The organism is Thiocapsa imhoffii, from assembly GCF_016583985.1.
Lineage (GTDB): Bacteria > Pseudomonadota > Gammaproteobacteria > Chromatiales > Chromatiaceae > Thiocapsa > Thiocapsa imhoffii.
Window position 1 is genome coordinate 1 of the sequence record NZ_NRSD01000007.1, and the last position, 17,173, is coordinate 17,173.

Annotated in this window: 14 protein-coding genes; 8 read left to right on the plus strand and 6 right to left on the minus strand. The window is 63.2% G+C overall.

From position 1 onward, the window contains the following. Positions 1 to 421 precede the first annotated feature (421 nt). The 4 genes from CKO25_RS08630 (at position 422) to CKO25_RS08645 (ending at position 4,279) form a co-directional block, all read left to right on the plus strand. On the plus strand, positions 422 to 1,789 hold the full coding sequence (locus tag CKO25_RS08630) for a polysaccharide deacetylase family protein (protein WP_200387530.1): 1,368 nt from the start codon (positions 422 to 424) through the stop codon (positions 1,787 to 1,789). 191 nt (positions 1,790 to 1,980) lie between these two features. Next, positions 1,981 to 3,447, plus strand: a complete 1,467-nt coding sequence (locus tag CKO25_RS08635) for a polysaccharide deacetylase family protein (RefSeq protein ID WP_200387531.1) — start codon at positions 1,981 to 1,983, stop codon at positions 3,445 to 3,447. 8 nt (positions 3,448 to 3,455) lie between these two features. Then, a complete protein-coding gene (locus CKO25_RS08640) occupies positions 3,456 to 3,866 on the plus strand; it encodes a DUF2750 domain-containing protein (protein WP_200387532.1) in 411 nt (136 codons plus the stop codon). Beyond that, positions 3,863 to 4,279, plus strand: a complete 417-nt coding sequence (locus CKO25_RS08645) for a hypothetical protein (protein ID WP_200387533.1) — start codon at positions 3,863 to 3,865, stop codon at positions 4,277 to 4,279. The genes CKO25_RS08640 and CKO25_RS08645 overlap by 4 nt, the downstream gene beginning before the upstream one ends. Positions 4,280 to 4,437: 158 nt before the next feature. Here CKO25_RS08645 and CKO25_RS08650 read toward each other — a convergent pair whose 3' ends face one another. The 5 genes from CKO25_RS08650 to CKO25_RS08670 all read right to left on the minus strand — a co-directional run bounded on the left by CKO25_RS08650 (position 4,438) and on the right by CKO25_RS08670 (position 10,060). Beyond that, entirely contained in the window at positions 4,438 to 7,287 is a 2,850-nt protein-coding gene (locus CKO25_RS08650; protein ID WP_200387534.1) for a DUF349 domain-containing protein, read from the minus strand. A 225-nt stretch (positions 7,288 to 7,512) separates the two neighbouring features. Beyond that, positions 7,513 to 8,367, minus strand: coding sequence for a hypothetical protein (locus CKO25_RS08655; RefSeq protein ID WP_200387535.1), 855 nt, complete (start codon positions 8,365 to 8,367; stop codon positions 7,513 to 7,515). Positions 8,368 to 8,400: 33 nt separating this feature from the next. After that, the gene (locus CKO25_RS08660; protein ID WP_200387536.1) at positions 8,401 to 9,033 is read right to left on the minus strand and encodes an MBL fold metallo-hydrolase; all 633 of its coding nucleotides are present in this window, start codon (positions 9,031 to 9,033) and stop codon (positions 8,401 to 8,403) included. A gap of 18 nt (positions 9,034 to 9,051) precedes the next feature. Continuing rightward, positions 9,052 to 9,288 carry an HP1242/YdcH family protein gene (locus tag CKO25_RS08665; protein ID WP_200387537.1) on the minus strand — a complete coding sequence of 79 codons (237 nt, stop codon included), beginning with the start codon at positions 9,286 to 9,288 and terminating at the stop codon, positions 9,052 to 9,054. A gap of 259 nt (positions 9,289 to 9,547) precedes the next feature. Next, a complete protein-coding gene (locus CKO25_RS08670; RefSeq protein WP_200387538.1) occupies positions 9,548 to 10,060 on the minus strand; it encodes an OmpH/Skp family outer membrane protein in 513 nt (170 codons plus the stop codon). 295 nt (positions 10,061 to 10,355) lie between these two features. On the opposite strand from CKO25_RS08670, the gene CKO25_RS08675 reads away from it, so the two are divergent. The 3 genes from CKO25_RS08675 (at position 10,356) to CKO25_RS08685 (ending at position 12,583) form a co-directional block, all read left to right on the plus strand. After that, positions 10,356 to 10,898: a DUF2058 family protein gene (locus CKO25_RS08675; RefSeq protein WP_200387539.1), complete on the plus strand. Its 543-nt coding sequence runs from the start codon at positions 10,356 to 10,358 to the stop codon at positions 10,896 to 10,898. Between the two features lie 68 nt (positions 10,899 to 10,966). Further along, positions 10,967 to 11,707 carry an NYN domain-containing protein gene (locus tag CKO25_RS08680; RefSeq protein ID WP_200387540.1) on the plus strand — a complete coding sequence of 247 codons (741 nt, stop codon included), beginning with the start codon at positions 10,967 to 10,969 and terminating at the stop codon, positions 11,705 to 11,707. A 99-nt stretch (positions 11,708 to 11,806) separates the two neighbouring features. Continuing rightward, positions 11,807 to 12,583 carry a TatD family hydrolase gene (locus CKO25_RS08685; RefSeq protein ID WP_200387541.1) on the plus strand — a complete coding sequence of 259 codons (777 nt, stop codon included), beginning with the start codon at positions 11,807 to 11,809 and terminating at the stop codon, positions 12,581 to 12,583. A 74-nt stretch (positions 12,584 to 12,657) separates the two neighbouring features. On the opposite strand, the gene CKO25_RS08690 is transcribed toward CKO25_RS08685, so the two are convergent. Beyond that, positions 12,658 to 14,766 carry a SulP family inorganic anion transporter gene (locus CKO25_RS08690; RefSeq protein ID WP_200387542.1) on the minus strand — a complete coding sequence of 703 codons (2,109 nt, stop codon included), beginning with the start codon at positions 14,764 to 14,766 and terminating at the stop codon, positions 12,658 to 12,660. 637 nt (positions 14,767 to 15,403) lie between these two features. Here CKO25_RS08690 and CKO25_RS08695 point away from each other — a divergent pair. After that, a complete protein-coding gene (locus CKO25_RS08695; RefSeq protein ID WP_338115095.1) occupies positions 15,404 to 17,164 on the plus strand; it encodes a SulP family inorganic anion transporter in 1,761 nt (586 codons plus the stop codon). The last annotated feature ends 9 nt before the right edge of the window (positions 17,165 to 17,173 follow it).

Genomic DNA, 17,173 nt, shown 5'->3' on the forward strand with positions numbered 1-17,173 from the left:
GGGGCGGAGCGGGGCCGGGGGGAGTGGGCCCGGCGCGCAGCTCCCGCGGCTGGCACGTCGGTGAGACGCTTTTGGATATGGTGCATGCCGCATCCTGAAGCAAGGTGCGCGTCGTGATTGCTCCGGCGCGGGGGTGCATGGACGAACTCGGCAAGGGCCTTTTGGGGCTGTGCCACACCTTCTGTTATCCTCTCAGTCTGGCTGTTATCCTCTCAACCTGGATCGACACCCACTGTCAGTTGGCCTGCGCTCGGGGCGCGTCTGCTCTGCCTCGGCTCATCGCGACGGTGATGGGGCCGGCGAGGTCTCTCGCGGGCGCGGCCGGAGCGGCATGCGTGAGAGCACTGATTGCACTCCCCCCGCGCGACCGGGCCGATCGTCCGTGACACCACAGGTTCATGCCATCTCGGAGAGACGGACCGTGATTGCTCAGCATGCCCTCGTTTTGAACCTCCACCAGCCTGCTGGGAATCTCGAAGAACTGCTTGACCAGGGGAGCTGGGAGGCCAGAGAGATCCTCTTTGCGCTAGACCGGATTCCTCGGAGTCTCTGGGGGCATGAGGATCTCGCTCGTGTCCATCTTGCCCTGTCGGGAACCCTGCTTGAGACGCTCTCGAATGCCGACTTCCAACAGCGTGTCTATGGGACCGTCGACTGCGGTTCACTGCTCTGGCACTTCCAGAACGAGCGCCTCTTCGAGGTGCTGGGATCGGGATACTATCACCCGGTCCTGCCGCTGATCCCAGAGGCGGATCGCGAAGAACATCTGCGGCGGTGGCTTGGCATCGCGCACCACCTGCTGTGGCGTCCACGCTTTCAAGGGTTTTGGCCTCCCGAGATGGGCTTCTCGATGGAGCTGATCCCCTTGCTGCGGGCCTTTGGCTACCGCTACGTGCTCGTCGATAGCGAGCATGTCGAGCCGGTCTCTGACATGAGCTGGCAAGAGCTGCGCTATCGACCTCATATCGCACGCTTCGGTGGCGAGGCGATCACGGTGATCGTCCGCGATCGTGACCTGTCCGACGCGCAGGAGTCTGGCATGGATCTGGACTGGTTCCTCGCCGAGGTTGCCGAGCGGACGAAATGGTGTGATTTCCCTCCATTGGTGACGACCTGCACAGACGGTGAAAACGGGGGTTGGTTTCGCAATGTGACGGACGGCGCGAATTTCTGGAGCGCCTTCTACCTGCCGCTGCTTGAACGGATCGCGGCTGACCAGGCGGCGATCCGGCCCACCTTCATCAGTCATTACCTCGACACCCACGGTGCCCACGGCGAGGTGCGGGTACGCACGGGGGCTTGGAATACCGGGTGGCATCATGGACGGGATTTCACTCAGTGGACCGGTTCGGAACGCCAGCGGCAAGCGCTCGCGGACTTCGTCCAGCAGAGTCGGCAGGTCCATGATGCACGCTGGTACGCGGCGGAACGTGGCGTGAGCGAAGGGCCCGAGGCCGAGGCGATCGCGCTGGCGATGTGGCACTTGCTGCGGGCCGAGACGAGTTGCAACCTCTACTGGGGCGAGGCCTGGGTGCCGCGGGCCGAGGCTGATCTGGCGGCGAGCCGCGCGGCACTGGCGGCGGGAGGGATCCGACTTGCCGACACCAGTGCGGATGACGTGACCCGCGACGCTGATCCAGTCGCCAGCCCCCCGGTGGTGGACCATGGCGAGCGAGCCCCATTGGAGGCACTGCCGCATGACGACGCGATGCTCCAGGAGGGGGCGGGACCAGCAGAGGATGCGCCCCCAGGCGACGCCACAAAGCCCGCTGGCAGCGAGCATGAGTAGCGCATCTTTCGCGACAACCACGAGGGGTTCGACACGGGGCTCGTCGTCCAATCCCATCGGCTGCGACACGCAGCCGATGGGTTGTCATTCTGGCCGCTCGTCGCGGGTCTCGGTCGCTCGATCAATCAGCAGATCCCCGGTAGCGAGACCCGCTCCGAGGAGTCACTCATCTCAACCCCGAGGAACGTGCTGTGAATGCGCTACCTGAATACGAGAACGATCTTCCCAATATTTGCGGCCAGGAGGCCGACGTCGAGGCGGTCGTTGCCAAGGCGCGGACGCAGCCGCTGTTCGCCGAGCGCGGCGGGATCGACTTCGGCTCCATCCGTGCAGCGAGTGCGATTGCCCTGCATCAGCATCAGCCTCTCATTCCCGCGGGTGGGGCTGATCTGAGCACCGCGGCACTCATCAGTAATCTCCAATATATGATGGAAAATCAGCATATTGGTGACAATTACAATGCCCCGGCCTTCGTTTGGTGTTACAAGCGGATGGGCGAATTCATTCCACAGTTGATGAACGAAGGCAAAGCACCACGCTGCATGTTGGAGTACTCGGGGACGCTGCTGCATGGCTTGCGCAAGATGGGTGAGCACCATGTCATCGATGCACTCAAGGGCATCACCTGCAACCCGGAGTATCAATCCGCGATCGAATGGCTGGGAATGCCTTGGGGTCATGCCGTGGCACCCTCGACACCCGCGCAGGATTTTCGGCTTCACGTGAAGGCGTTTCAGCATCATTTCGCCGCCATCTTCGGCTGGGAGGCCCTGGAGCGGATGCGCGGCTTCTCGCCGTCGGAAATGGCCTTACCGAACCATCCGGACGTCGCCTATGCGTTCGTGAAGACCCTTGTGGACTGCGGCTTCCAATGGGTTCTGGTGCAGGAGCATACGGTGCAGCAGGTGGAGAACGGACGTCATCCCGAGCGCCCCCACATCCCGCATCGTCTGGTGTGCACCAACTCGCACGGTGAGACGGTGAGTCTGATCGCCATCATCAAAACCCAGGGCTCTGACACCAAGCTGGTCGCTCAGATGCAGCCCTGGTTCGAGGCTCAGGGCCTGCAGCGTGTCACGCTGGCCGGGCAGTCGATTCCGCCTTTGGTCACCCAGATCGCCGATGGCGAGAATGGCGGCGTGATGATGAACGAGTTCCCCGGCAAGTTCATGGAGGTCGTGGGTGCGGCGAGCCACTCGGACACGCCCTTGATGAATGTGAGTGAGTACCTGGAGCATCTCTTTGCGCTCGGGATCCAGGAAACGGATCTCCCCGAGGTCCAGCCGCTGTTCCATGACCGGATTTGGGCACGGTTGCAACCCGGCGACGGCCCGCAGAAGTTGGAGCAGGTGATTGCTGACTTGAAGCAGGAAGATGGGCGATTTCACATGGAGGGTGGCAGTTGGACTTCCGATCTTTCATGGGTGAAGGGCTATGACGATGTGTTGGGGCCGATGGAGGAGGCCAGCGTGAAGTTCCACCAGAAGGTTCTGGCCCCCGGCATCAGTTCCTCTGATCCGGCCTACCGCAATGCACTCTTCCATCTGATGGCCTCGCAGACGAGCTGCTATCGGTATTGGGGGCAGGGCCTCTGGACCGACTATGGGCGCGAGATCTGTCGTCGCCTGAATGCCATTCTTGACCAAGATTTCGGTTGATCAAGGACATGACTGACTCAACGTCAGATGGCGATCGATTGGAACTGCTCGAGCTGCCCGCCGAAGAACGTTATGTGGAGTTCTTGTCCTGGGCGATGCGCACGGGATGTGTGTGGGCCTTGCGGGGGCGGGGAGGATTCATCTCCCTCTCGGATGATGAAGGCCACGTGTGCTTCCCGTTTTGGCCCGATGCGGCCACGGCCCGGGCCTCGGCGACCGGTGATTGGTCGGACTGCCAACCGGAATCGGTGAGTCTGGATGCCTTGATCTCGCGTTGGCTGCCTGGCATGAGCAAGGATGGCCGGCTGGTCGCGGTGTGTCCGACACCCGATGGGTCGAGTGTGGTGATCGATCCCGCGTGGCTCCTGCGGGATCTGCTGGAAGATGATGCTGAATCGCGCGATGGGTTCACCCCATGAATGACACCTTACGCAAGATCAAGGAACGTGCGTCGCGGACGCAATCATCGGTCGCGCTCGAACAGGATGCCTCGCTGGCGTCGGTGCGCCGACGCCATCAGGCGGCATGGCCCTTGTTGCAGGCATTCGCCGAGATTCAAGATCATTTCGTGAAGATCGATGTCCTCAAGCGCATCTGGCCGACGGATTACGACCGCCGTCCTGATCGAGCGCATGGCCTGGTGATCGCCTATCTTGGCGGGGATGAAGCGCCCTTCGGGCTGATGCTGCGGATCCCCGCGGGCACGAGAGTCTTTGAGGTCCAGGAGACTTGGGATGGGCGTCTCCTGTATGTCAGCGCGCGCGAAACCGATGGTGCGCGGCCGCTGTCTTGGCAGTATGACACGCCCGAACCTTGGCTGGACGGTTTCTAGCAAGCGATGGCCAGTTTGCTCGAGATCTAGCATCCGAAGGGCGAGACGCTAAGTGATCGTGACGCCGCGGCACGTCTCGACGTCTTTCACGTCACCGCCGGCTCCGGGTCTCGAAATGGGCTCCCGGACCGCCGGCGAGCCTCAAGGCTCGAGGTTGTCTAGGGGGTCTCGGCGAGGGCCGTGCGGACCCGGGCGAACCGGGCATCCATCCCATCGCTCAATGGCGCGGGCCCACAGAGATACCACTCCCTCAATAAGCGAGCGCTGCCTTGCAAGGGGTCGTCCTCGCCGTCGACCATGCGCTCGGTCAGGCGTGCAACCTGAAATTCCATTCGTTGTTGCGCAAGTTCCCGAGGTGTCTCGACACCGGCAAGGATCTCCAATTGCAGACAAAGCTGACCGCGGCGCTCGGCATTTTCCAGTTGGCGCTGGTGCAGGGTGTGGCGCGCTTGGAGATCGTGAGCCGCCGTGAGGGCGGTGGTGAAGCGCGCTGAGATGGCCTCTTGAATCTCGGGTTCAGGGTGCCGTGGCAGTTGCGCCCAGGCCTGCTCGGCCTCCTCCGCGCTGATGGGGGCCGCGCAGGTTTCATCGAGCAGGGTGCGTTCGAGACGCTCGCAAATCGTTGCCTGACGCTCCAGCAGGTCGAATGCAGCACGACGCTGCTGCTCCTCGCCGGCCTGGATCCGCTGTTTGAGCGTTGCGCGGGCATTGCGCCACTGCTCGTTGAGGGCTCCCGCGTGTTGGCGTGGGATCGGCAACGATTGGGCCTCTTCCCAACGTCGCTCGAGTCCCTTGAGAGCTGCGTCGAGCTGCCGTGGATCGGTCTGCTGTTCCGCCTGCGCGAGTGCGTCGGTACAGATGGCCTCACGCGTCGCCAGATGTGCCTTGAGTTCATCGGCATGCGCCTGGTTGAGCGCCGCTCGTCGCTCGAAGACGCTGTCGCAAGCGGCACGAAAGCTCTGCCAGAGTTTATTCTCTTCTTTGTGGCGAGCCGGGACCGTCGTTTGCCATTGGCGTTGCAGGACCTTCGTGCGTTCGATGGCGGCGTCCAGATCGGGCTCCTCGCGCAAGGCCTCGATCTGCTGGACCAGCGCCTGCTTCATCGCCTGGTTGCGTTTGCGCTCGGCATCAAGGCGACGGTCGAGCTGCTTGAGGGCATGACGAAAGCGCCCCTCGAGTGCTTTGACATGCCGTGGTTCGACGGGGCCGATCGCGGCCCAGATCTGGCGCGTTTCACGCTCGGCACGCAGGACTCGCTTCCAGTCAACGCGTTCCCAATCGATCTTGGCGAGGAAGTCCTCGATCTGATCACAGACGGATTCGCGTGCCAGTCGGTTGGACTCGCGCGCCGCGGCTTGTTCCTCGATAAAGGGACGGCAGTCGTCCTGGACCCGGTTGCTGGCCTGTTGAAAACGCTCCCAGACGGCCTGGTTTGCGCGCGGGCCGGTCTTGTCGAGCTCCTTCCAGTCCGAGCGCAGACGGATCAGTTGTTCATAACGGGTCGCGGGCGACAACTCGGATGCCGCGAGTTGTTCCATGTCCTCGCACAGTGCGTCGCGGTGCTGGTCGGCCCCCCAGCGTCGCCAGTTCTGTAGCTCGCGCAAGCGCGGCGCGAGGTGCTGGAGGCGCGTGGCGATCGCCTGATAGGTCTCTTTGGGAAGACCACTCAGCTCGATCAACTCGAGACCGGCACGCGCACTCTGAAACAGCGGATCCGCTTTGCGTAACTCACCCGCGCAGAGGGCTTCCTCCAACTCATCGAGTTTAGCGGGCAACTGCTTCAAGCGCTGTTCGGCATGCTTGTGCTGCGTCTTCAAACGGGATTCGAGCCGCTCCAACAGGCTGGCGAAGGCTGCCGTCTCGGCGACGTGACCGAGCTCCTCAATGAGCGTCCTGGACTGCCCAATGAGGCTGGTGCTGGCACGGCGATCGAGTGGCCGAGGTTCGTTGCAGAGCGTTGTGAGCTTGTTCGAGAGCCTGTGCAGTTGGCCGACCCGTTTGCGTTTGGCGATCAGGGTGTCCCGGGCGCCTTCCGCGGCCTCCAGCAATTGTGTATAGCGCTGATCCAGTGGTCGTTGGCGGTGTGGCGGCAGGGCCTCGAGGCGATCCCAGGCCTGTTTCACCTCTTCGCAGAGCGTCGTGATGGCCTCGTCCGTGTCATGGCCCGGGGCCTGCGCCAAGCGGTCGAGCAATTGCAGCCGTTCGGCCTGGAGCGATTCGTGTGCCTCCTCAGCGGCGATGCGTGCAGCGGTCTCACGGGTATGTCCGCCATAGGCCTGCATGAAGCGATCGCGGGCCTCTGTATAGCGGGTCTGCCAGTGCGGTTCGGCCTCGGCGCTGATGTCGCTCCATTGGCGGTCGAGATGATCGAGCAAGGCGCGATCTTGCGTCCAATGCTCCAGTCGGCCAAGACGTTCGACCTTCTGACAGAGTTCCTCGCAAAGGGCCTGGATGCGTCGGGGACGCTCTTCTTGCTCGGCGATCAGACGGAGTCGCTCACGGGCGGCGCGGTAGACGTTTTTATCGCGCTTGCCGATCTGACGCACGACCTGCTCCAAGGCCGCTTTGCCGTGGAGGCGCTCGACGGCGGCGCTGCGATTGGCGGCGCGTGGGTCCTGGACGGCGCAAACGACGAGCGCCTCGGGAGACTCGAGCCGCTCAATCGCGCTTCGACGGACTTCGGGCGCGACGGCTTGCACCGAGATCTGCTCGATCATGTGCGCGTCTTGCAGTTGCGTCACTTCGGCAACGAGGTCGGACACGCTGAGGTCCGCGCTGGGCTCGGCACAGAGTAGATGGCGGTAACGCGCGGTGGCAACCTCCCGGACACCCACATCCGGATCCGTGGTCAGGATTTCACGGAGACTCCCGAATCCCAGGAGCTGGCGGGTCGCCTCGCGCCGCATGGCTGGGTCATCGTGGTGCAATGCGCGGTCGACGAGGACGTGCTGATCCTCGACCTCGACGATAAGCGGTCGTTTTTTCTTGAGAAAGCGCTCGAATAACATGTGATACCCAGACAAATGGCTCCCCGGACTCCCTATAGTATACCCAGCTCTCGGTGTGGTCCGGATGGGCTCGCGCGCCTGGCCTGGCGTGATCAGGTGCCGGCTCCGGTGGCGTGAGCGTCTTGCACCGCCCTGAAGACGGATGGGCGATTTGATGGACGCGCTCAGACCCGCGCCCTGGGTCTCGGCGCCGCCAAGCGCCGCGGGCACGCGTGCCGCGAGGCTTCAATCCGGTTGCGGCGGCGATGGCGCGTCCTGGCAGGCAGCGAGGATGAATGTGTCGTCCACCTTGAAGCGGATGGCGGCGTCAGCGCCAATCAGGCGTAGCAGGGGCAGAAGGATGGCCGCCCGCGCGGCGTCGAGTCGCGTGTCGAAGCAGGCCTCGAAGGCAGCGCGAACCTCATCGATCAGGCAGCGGCCAGCGGGATCGAGGCCCCTGCCGCGGTCCGTTTGTGGCGGGGCCGAACGCGACGCGATCGCCGGTGCCGCACTCAAGGTCAGGGCGTGCTGTTGCACGGGCGGACAGGGTAGTGACGAGGCGGCACGCGCAAGACGTTTGGCCTCAACGGCGAGGGCGTCGAGAAAGATGAGATCGTGGGTCCGTCCGCAGGGGTCGGAGGCCGTGAGTGAGTCGCACAGCGCCGCACGGGTCGCGGGATCGAGTTCGCTCAGCCGTTGGGCGAGCGCCTGGGCGTGCTCGATGAGGCCCTGGACACTGCTCGTCTCGGTTGGAACCCAGCACGCCGGGGGCGGTGCGCTGGTGTCGGCCGACTCAGCGGGTTCGCCGGTGAGGGGCACGGGCGGTTGCGTCCTGGAGCGGCAGCGCGCGACACCATACTCGAGCGCGGCCGCGAAGAGATCGCGACTCCCGACATCGCCGATCGCGCGCGCCTCTAATTCTGCGAGAAGTTGTGTTCGCGTCTGCTCCGAGAGGCGAAACGGGGACAGAAAATGCCCGGCTTTCTTGCGCTTGAGGGCCTTTTGGGGAGCCGCCGGCGACTCGGGGTCGTGCGCGAGATAGGGTTGCTGTAGCGTGGTCCCGCGCCGCATGGGGGGCATTCTGGTGCCGGTCTTTCGCATGTCCGCGCTCCTCCTGCTGGCGACAGACTTGGATCAAGGTCGCACAAATGGGTTGTGTCGTCGTTCCTCTCCAAGCGTTGACATGGGGCCGTGCCCCGGAATGAAGCGGACATCATCCCCAAGCGGGAAGAGCCGTTCGTGGATCGAGTTCAAGAGTTGCGCATGGTTCCCGCGGGGAAAGTCGGTTCGCCCGATCGAGCCCTTGAAAAGGACATCGCCGACCTGAGCCAGCTGGTCGGCGGCGCTGAAGAACACCAGGTGTCCCGGGGTGTGGCCGGGGCAGTGGAGCACCTCGAGGCTCGCCTCACCAAGCGGAATCTGCTCGCCGGCTTGCAGCCATCGATCGGGTTCGAAGGGCGCGATTGGGGGGAATCCAAACATCGTGCATTGCTCGTCTAGGGCCTCGAGCCAGAAACGGTCCTCCTGATGCGGTCCCCAAATGGGGATGCTCAAGCGCGCGGCGATCTCCACGCTGGCTCCGACATGATCGAGATGACCGTGCGTCAGCAGGATGCAGTGGGGTTGCAGTTCAAGGGCACTGACGTGTTCGAGGATGCGGTCTGCTTCGCCTCCCGGGTCGATGATGGCCGCGACCGCGGTCCGCTCGCACCAGAGGAGCGTCGTGTTCTGCTGAAACGGTGTGACAGGGATGATTCGGAAGTTCACGGCGCTCGGGTTCAGCGGTCAGGACCGCAGGATGGCGTAGAGGGTGTCTTTCAGATGAAGACGTTCTTTCTTGAGTTCTTCGATCGTTTCATCGGCAACGGGCGTGCCAAGCTCCTCGAGGTCGCGAACACGCGCATCAAGGGCATCGTAATCGTCCATGAGACGCGCGAATTCGGCGTCCTGGTCACGCAGGTTTGCGATCTTTTCCTGCAAGTTTGGGAACTCATGGAGGAGGTCATGCGATTCGCCAAGCATGGTGATTCGTATCCTTCAGTGTGAGGCGACCTCTCGGGGCCGCGCGGAGGGTCATGGTGCCGTTTCGGAACGGTCTTGAGCGGGTCGCGAGAGGCGTATGGAAGCTCGCTCGTGACGGCCCGATCGGTCAAAATGATACTCCACCGCACAGCTCTTGAGGTAGCCCGACTGACCGCATGGGTTTCGGTGGTTGGCACCTTGATGGAAGCCGGCCGGTCCCGCCCGCGATTCCATGCGGCTCGACGATCCGGCGCGCGACCTATGGCGTCTTCGCGTCGAGGTCTTTGATCACGTCCCCGGTGAGGTCGAGTGCCTCGTCGACATAGAGCAGACCGGACATGCCGGGTTCGAGGACGACGCCGACCTTCTTCTTCTTCGCGACGGCATTGATCGAATCGCGCGCGGGGATGATGATCTCGCGACTTTTCTCCTGCTGCGCCTTGGCGACTTCGAGTTGGATGGCGTTGGCCTGTTCCTGGAAGGCCTCGATGCGCGTCTGGATCTCGGCCTCCTGCGCGCTGACTTGATCGGCGCTCATCAGGGGACCGTCGCGTTCGAGATTCATCTGCAACTGTCGGATCGCCTGCTCCTCCTCACCGAGTGCCTGGCCGCGTGGCTCGAATTCGGCGCGCAACTGTTCCTGAACGCGTTTGCCGACCTTGCTCTCTTCGAGAACCTGTTGCATATCGACGTAGCCGACGGTGGTGGCGACGACCTCAAGGGGCAGGATGCTCGAGACGAGCAGGGCGAGTGCAAGGGACGAACGGGTCATGATCTCAAGCTCCGAGGGGCTGCGACGGAATGGGGACTCTGCGCTGGGCAGTGATGACTGTGGCGCGGTGCGGCGCGATCGTGTTGGCCGGTTGCGCAATGCTGCGACGCGGGCGATTCTAACGCTACCAGCGTCCAGGGGGAATCCGCTCGTGGCCTTGCGTCGCGCGCGGCGCTGTCGGATGCTGTCGCAACGTGGCCGTGTTGCGCGGTTCGTCGCCCCGCTGATGCCAGCGGGTGCTGGCGATCGAGCATCGCCAGCAACAGTCTAGACACCTTTTTCGGAGATGCACAGCGTGGGCAATTCGTTGCAGGAGCAACTGCTCAAAGTCGGCTTGGTCGATGAGCACAAGCTCAAACAGTCGCGTTCCTCGAAACGCAAACAGGTCAAGCAGGATGGTGGCGCACGCCGCGCGAAGCTGGAGAACGAGGCGCGGCAGGCAGCCGAACGACAGCGTCTTGAAAAGCTGGAGCGCGATCGGGAGCTGAACCGTCAGCGCCAGGAGGAGGCCGCGTTGCGCGCGGCCGAGAACGAGGTGCGTCAACTGATCCATGCGCATCGCGTGGTGCGCGAACGCGGCGATCTCGCCTTCAACTTCTCCGACGGCACAACCTTGAAGCGCATCTATGTCAATCAGGAGCAGCATGCCCAACTGGTGGCGGGCGGGCTCGCCATCGTCCGGCAGGATACCTTCTATGAGGTGGTTCCCGCGGCGATCGCCGAGCGCATCCTGGCGCGCGATCCTGGTCTGATCCTGGTCCACAACAAGGGGGCGGACGAGACGCATCCCGATGATCCCTATGCCGAGTACCAGGTCCCGGATGATCTCATGTGGTGATGAGCGCCCGAGTCCTCCCGACGCAGCCCCCCTCGACTGATCGGTGATGATGCCGATGGAGCGCATGGATGTCCGATATTTCCAACCTGAAACTCGCCGTGCTCATTGATGCCGACAATGCCCAGGCCGCCATCGTCGATGGCCTGCTGGCGGAGATCGCAAAGTACGGAACCGCCCACGTCAAACGCATTTACGGGGATTGGACGCTGCCCAATCTCGGGTCTTGGAAGGAGACCCTGTTGCGTCATTCGATCCAGCCGATTCAACAATTTCGTTACACCAAGGGCAAAAACGCAACCGATGGCGCCATGATGATCGACGCCATGGATCTGCTCTATTCACGTCACTTTGACGGTTTCTGCATCGTCTCCAGTGACAGCGATTTCACCCGCCTGGCCTCGCGACTGCGTGAATCCGGCATGACGGTCTATGGCTTCGGTGAACAGAAAACGCCGGAGCCCTTCGTCGCGGCCTGTGACAAATTCGTGTACACCGAGGTGCTGCGCGAGTCGGTTGATGAGGACGCGACCACCCGTCAGAGTGGGAAGGATTTGCGGCGCGACGCCAAGCTGGTGGGGTTGCTGCGTGCCGCGGTCGATGGCGCGGCGGACGATACGGGCTGGGCGGGTCTCGGCGCCGTGGGATCGGCGATTGCCAAGCGCAGCCCGGAGTTCGATTCACGCAACTATGGCTATGCCAGGCTGAGTGGTTTGCTCAAGGCGATCCAGTTGTTCGAGATGGAGGAGCGTCAGGTCGGTCGCGGACCGCATAAGGGATTGTTCGTGCGGGATCAACGGGCGTCCTCTTGAGGGAGGGTCGAGGGTGCCGCCGCCAGTGCCAACGCGATTGCGACCACCTCAAAACCTGTTGGAAGCGCCTCGATCTCCCGGCTGGAGTGCCATGATCGCATGACCTTGATCGACACCCATTGTCACCTCGATGTCGCCGCATTTGATCCGGATCGGCACGCGGTCATCGCCCGAGCGCGGGCACTTGGGGTACTGGGGATCGTGGTTCCAGCCATTCATGCCGAGGGTTGGCCAGGCTTACTTGAACTGTGCGCAGGAGAGGATGATCTCTATCCGGCGCTGGGTCTGCACCCCGTCTTTCTGAATCGTCACAAGGACTCCGACATCACGGCCCTGGAGCGGGCCATTGCCGCGCATCGACCGCTCGCGGTGGGTGAGATCGGCCTGGACGACGCGGTGGTCGGACTCGACCGGGCCGCGCAGCGCCCGTTGCTCAGGGCACAACTGGCGGTGGCGCGTGAGGCGAACCTGCCGGTCCTGCTCCATGTGCGCAAGGCCCATGACGCGATGTTGGAGATCCTGCAGCGGGTCCGGGTCCCGGGCGGCATCGTGCATGCCTTCAACGGCAGCCTGCAACAGGCGCAACGCTATCTGGAACTGGGTTTTCGGCTTGGTTTTGGCGGCATGCTGACGTTTCCGCGCTCGACGCGCCTAAGACGGCTTGCCGCGCAACTGCCGAGCACGGCAATCGTGCTCGAGACCGACGCGCCAGACATGACCGTGGCGGCGCATCGGGGCGAGCGCAACAGTCCAGAGTATCTTCCGCAGATCCTAGCGGCGCTGGCCGAGGTGCGTGAGGAGTCTGTTGAACAACTTGCGGCCATCACCAGCCGCAATGCGCGCACTGTGCTCGGGCTCGCGGCGATGCCCGATTGAGCCCGTGCGGTGACGCGCGAGGAGGGCGTCGCGCGGGCCTAGCCGAGGCACGACGCCGTGGCCGGAACGACCGGTTAGCGAGTGGCGTCCTGGGCGGCGGTGTAAGCTGGGTCATGGCGCTCAAGCAACGCCTGCAACGCCTTCTCCTTGTGCGGGAAGAAGTGATCCCGTCCCAGTGACTCGACGATCCCAGTGCGCTCAAGAACGGACTTCACCTGATGCTTGAGTCCACTGAAATAGAGTTCCACACCCGCCGCGCGCAGTTGCTTCGCCACCTCGTTGACCTTCTCTTCGCCCGAGGCATCGATCTCATTGATGCCACTGCCGATGATCAGGATGGCCTGGGCCTGCGGAAAGTCCGCCAGGGCTTCGAGGACGATATCCTCAAAATAGGCCACGGTGGCGAAGATCAGTGATCCATCGAAACGCACTGGGACGACGCGATCGCTGATCGAGGTGAGCCCATGCGCCGTGATTCCGCCGAGGGTTCCATCGGTTTTGCGTGCCACGATCTCGGCGCGTGGGCGCATACTCTTGATCAGATAGAGCGCCACCGTCAGTCCGATGCCGAGGAGGATGCCGTTGGCGATCGCTGGGGCCATGGCGAGGGTTGCCAGGAAGGTGATGATCCCGACGATGGCCCCGCCCCGATCGACCTTCCAGGCGTGCACGAGAGGTTGAATGCGGATCAATCCGAAGACCGCCATCATCACGATGACGGCCAGCACCGATTGCGGCAGGCTGTAGAGATAAGAGGTGAAGAAGAGGAGCACGAGCATCACTGCCAGGGCACTGATAACGGCGAAGAGTCCGGTTTGCGCACCGGTCTTGGCGGCCACGGCGGAGCGCGAGAAGGATCCGCTCACTGTGTAAGAGCTGAAGAAGCTCCCCGCAATATTGGCAAGCCCCTGTCCGATGAGTTCGCGCCCGGCGTTGATGCGCTCGCCCGTGGTCGTGGCGATGGCCTTGGAGATCGAGGTGGCCTCCATGAAGCCGATCAAGGCCATCACGATCGCCGCCGGGAGCAGGGCGAGCAGCAAGCTCCAATGGATTTCGGGGACTGCGAATTGTGGCAGTCCCTGAGGAATGTCGCCGACGACCGCGCCACCGGATGAGAGCATGACCTTGCCGTCCCGGGCGTCGACGAAATGCCAGACCCGGCCATCATGTGCGAGCCCCTCCGGGACCGAGCCCTTGGCGAACAAGAGCATGGGGCCGTCCGGGATGGGGGAGCCCTCCAAGCGAATCGCGTGCAGATCAATCCGGCGCGCATTGTTCTGCGAGCGCGATTGATCGAGTTCGTATTGGAACAGACGCGCCGAGGCGGAGAGTTCCGCGGCCTGCTTGATTGCATCCATGCCGCCGACTTGCTCGAGCCGCGCCGCCTCGCGATTGCGCTCGGAAATGAGCGCGGTGAGCGCCCGAATCCGCATCTCGGTCTGGGTGAAGATCTCGATCGTTTCGGCCGTGCGGGCATCCTGGATCTGTTCGATGCCGACCGTGGTCTTGTTCTCGTATCCGATCAGCGCCGAGCAGACGGTCGTGGCTAGGACCGCGATCAGGACGCCCGGCAAGCGTGGGTAGAAGCGCTTGAGGACATCCATGATCAAAAAGGCCGCGACCGCGAAGATGAGGGTTGGCCAATGGGTCTCGCCGATCTGCAAGACGACCCGCCAGAGGTCGGCGAGATAGAAGTCGGAGCGTGGGAAGGGAACCCCGATGAGCTTGCTGAGCTGCGAGAGGCCGATGATGAGCGCCGCGGCATTGGTGAAACCGACCACCACCGGGCTCGAGAGCAGATTGACGATGGCCCCCAGCCGGAAGAGCCCCAACGCCAGGCGCAGCACCCCAACCATCATGGCCAGCATCACGGAGAGTTCGATGAAGGTCGTGCTTCCCGGACTCGCGAAGGGGATGACGGCCGCCGCTGACATGAGCGAAAGCATCGCCACTGGTCCCGTGTGCAACTGGCTCGAGGAGCCCCACATCGACGCGATGATGACCGGGATGAAGGAGGCATAGAGGCCATAGACCACCGGCAGTCCCGCGAGTTGGGCATAGGCCATGCCCTGGGGGATCAGCACGAGTGCGACCGTGATCCCAGCGAGCGCATCCCCACGCAGGCTCTCGCGCGACATCGGGAACCAACGCAGGAATGGGAAAAAGGCGCGTAGACGTTCCATCTCGATCTGGTTCGATTCCACTCGGTCGTGATAGCCGAGCCCTAGTCGACGTGGAGCGGCGGATCGACGCAACACGGATCGACAGGGCGGTGTGCTCTGGTAGGCATGCCTGATGGCCCCCCGCCGTGGAGAACAGACAGGCGCTTGGGCCTTGCGCGTCCACGAGCATCGCGGGTCCCATGTCGTGTCCTTCAGGGCGCGACCACGAGGTGACCCAAGGTGAGGCCTGCTCGTGCGCGCCCCCCTTGGGTGAGGTCGTCGGTGACGCTGCCGATGGCCTCACCGGTTTCTCGGAAATGGCGATCGCAACCGCAGCGCCACCTCAAGCGTCCCCGCCGCGCTGCGGAATTGTAGCCTGCATCCGCTGCCGCGACCAACCAGCTGGGCGTGCCCGGTCTGTCGGCTTGCGGTCCGTTCAGGTCTCCATGCCGCTTGTCCTGCCTAGGTGAGCGGATGGACGGCGTCCGTGTGAATCGTCATCATGCCGCACTCGACTCGAGTCCGTGCGCGGCCCATGATCCTCCGCCACACGGTCAGCCCGCGCACGCCGCTCGGATCTTGCCCATCGGGTCCTGGGAGTGAGCGCGACCGATCCGGTCGCCTGTTCTCGGATCATCGTCATTGAGGAGTCATCGCCGTGCCTCGGACATTGTCGCGAAAACAGAATCCGTTGAATAGGCTCTTCCCCTTCCTCGCCTGGATCGGTGAGTTGAGGCATCCACGCGTTCTGCGGGCGGATCTCCTCGCTGGCGTGACGGTGGCCTTGATCCTCGTTCCCCAATCCATGGCCTATGCGCAGTTGGCCGGACTACCGGTCCAATATGGGCTCTATGCGTCCTTCCTCCCGCCGATGGTTGGGGCCTTGTTTGGCTCTTCGCGGCAATTGGCGACCGGTCCGGTCGCGGTCGTGTCCCTATTGACCGCGGCGGCGATCGGCCCATTGGTGGCGACCAACCCGGAGGGCTTCGCGGTCTATGCGGTCCTCCTGGCCCTGATGGTGGGGCTCTTCCAACTGATGCTGGGGGTCTTGCGGCTCGGCGTGCTCATGGATTTTCTGTCGCACCCGGTCGTGGTCGGCTTTACGAACGCGGGCGCCTTGATTATCGCGACCTCGCAGATCGGCAAGCTCTTTGGCGTCAGCGTGTCGGGATTCGAGCATCATTACGAGACGGTGTGGTACACCCTCCAGGCCGTCGTCACGTCGGTGCATCTGCCGACCGTCGCGATGGCGGTGATGGCCTTCGCCATCATGTTTGGGGTTCGCGCGGCGGTGCCGCGTCTGCCCGCGATCCTGATCGCTGTCGTGCTGACCACCCTGGCATCCTATACGACCGGATTCCAAGCGAATGGCGGCCAGGTTGTGGGCGCTATTCCCGTGGGTCTGCCCAGCTTCTCGATCCCGGTGTTTGATTGGACCATCATGGTCAATCTGATCACGGCCGCCGTGACCATTTCGCTGATCGGCTTCATGGAGGCGATGTCGATCGCCAAGGCGATGGCCGCCCGGACCCGCCAACGGCTCGACGCGAATCAGGAATTGGTCGGACAGGGCCTGTCCAATTTGGTCTCGGGGGCCTTTTCGGGCTATCCGGTGTCAGGATCCTTCTCCCGTTCCGCGCTCAACATCAACTCCGGCGGCATCACGGGATTTGCTTCCGTGATCACGGGTTTGGTGGTCGCGGTGACCCTGCTGTGGTTGACGCCGCTCCTCTATCATCTCCCACAGGCGACACTCGCCGCGGTCATCATCATGGCCGTGACCAATCTGATCAAAATCGAGCCGGTCATTCACGCCTGGAAAGCGGAACGCTCCGATGGCGTGGTCGCCGTGGTGACCTTCGTCTTGACCCTGTTGTGGGCTCCGCATCTCGACAAGGGCATCCTGGCCGGCGTCGGGCTTGCGCTGATCCTCTATCTGTTCCGGACCATGCGTCCGCGTTTCGCGGTGCTGTCGCGCTTTGAGGATGGCACCATGCGCGACATCGCGGTGCATCAGTTGCCAACGAGTCCGAAGATCTCAATCGTGCGCTTCGATGGCTCACTCTACTTCGCCAATGCCGGGTACTTCGAGACCAAGGTGCTGGAGGTCGTCGCGGACAACCCGGAACTCGAATTCATCATCATCGATGGAGAGGGCATCAATCAGATCGATGCGACCGGGGAGGAAGTCCTGCATCACCTGGCCGAACGGTTACGTGATCAGGGCATCGAGATCCTGGTCGCGCGCATGAAGAAGCAATTCATGGACACCATTCGGCGCACCGGTCTGATTCGCGTCATTGGTGACGATCATTTCTTCTCGCGCGTCACCTATGCGCTGGATTTCGCATGGGATCGGCTTGGCGAAGGCTATGACCGCGAGACCTGCCCACTGCGCAATCCACTCAGCGCCCGATAGCGGCTGCGT

Excerpts from the sequence above, each read along its gene's own strand:
- CKO25_RS08690 (WP_200387542.1), bottom strand. The coding sequence starts at position 14,766 with ATGGAACGTCTACGCGCCTTTTTCCCATTCCTGCGTTGGTTCCCGATG.
- CKO25_RS08640 (WP_200387532.1), top strand. The coding sequence starts at position 3,456 with ATGACTGACTCAACGTCAGATGGCGATCGATTGGAACTGCTCGAGCTG.
- CKO25_RS08670 (WP_200387538.1), bottom strand. The coding sequence starts at position 10,060 with ATGACCCGTTCGTCCCTTGCACTCGCCCTGCTCGTCTCGAGCATCCTG.
- CKO25_RS08665 (WP_200387537.1), bottom strand. The coding sequence starts at position 9,288 with ATGCTTGGCGAATCGCATGACCTCCTCCATGAGTTCCCAAACTTGCAG.
- CKO25_RS08680 (WP_200387540.1), top strand. The coding sequence starts at position 10,967 with ATGTCCGATATTTCCAACCTGAAACTCGCCGTGCTCATTGATGCCGAC.
- CKO25_RS08655 (WP_200387535.1), bottom strand. The coding sequence starts at position 8,367 with ATGCGAAAGACCGGCACCAGAATGCCCCCCATGCGGCGCGGGACCACG.
- CKO25_RS08650 (WP_200387534.1), bottom strand. The coding sequence starts at position 7,287 with ATGTTATTCGAGCGCTTTCTCAAGAAAAAACGACCGCTTATCGTCGAG.
- CKO25_RS08685 (WP_200387541.1), top strand. The coding sequence starts at position 11,807 with ATGACCTTGATCGACACCCATTGTCACCTCGATGTCGCCGCATTTGAT.
- CKO25_RS08645 (WP_200387533.1), top strand. The coding sequence starts at position 3,863 with ATGAATGACACCTTACGCAAGATCAAGGAACGTGCGTCGCGGACGCAA.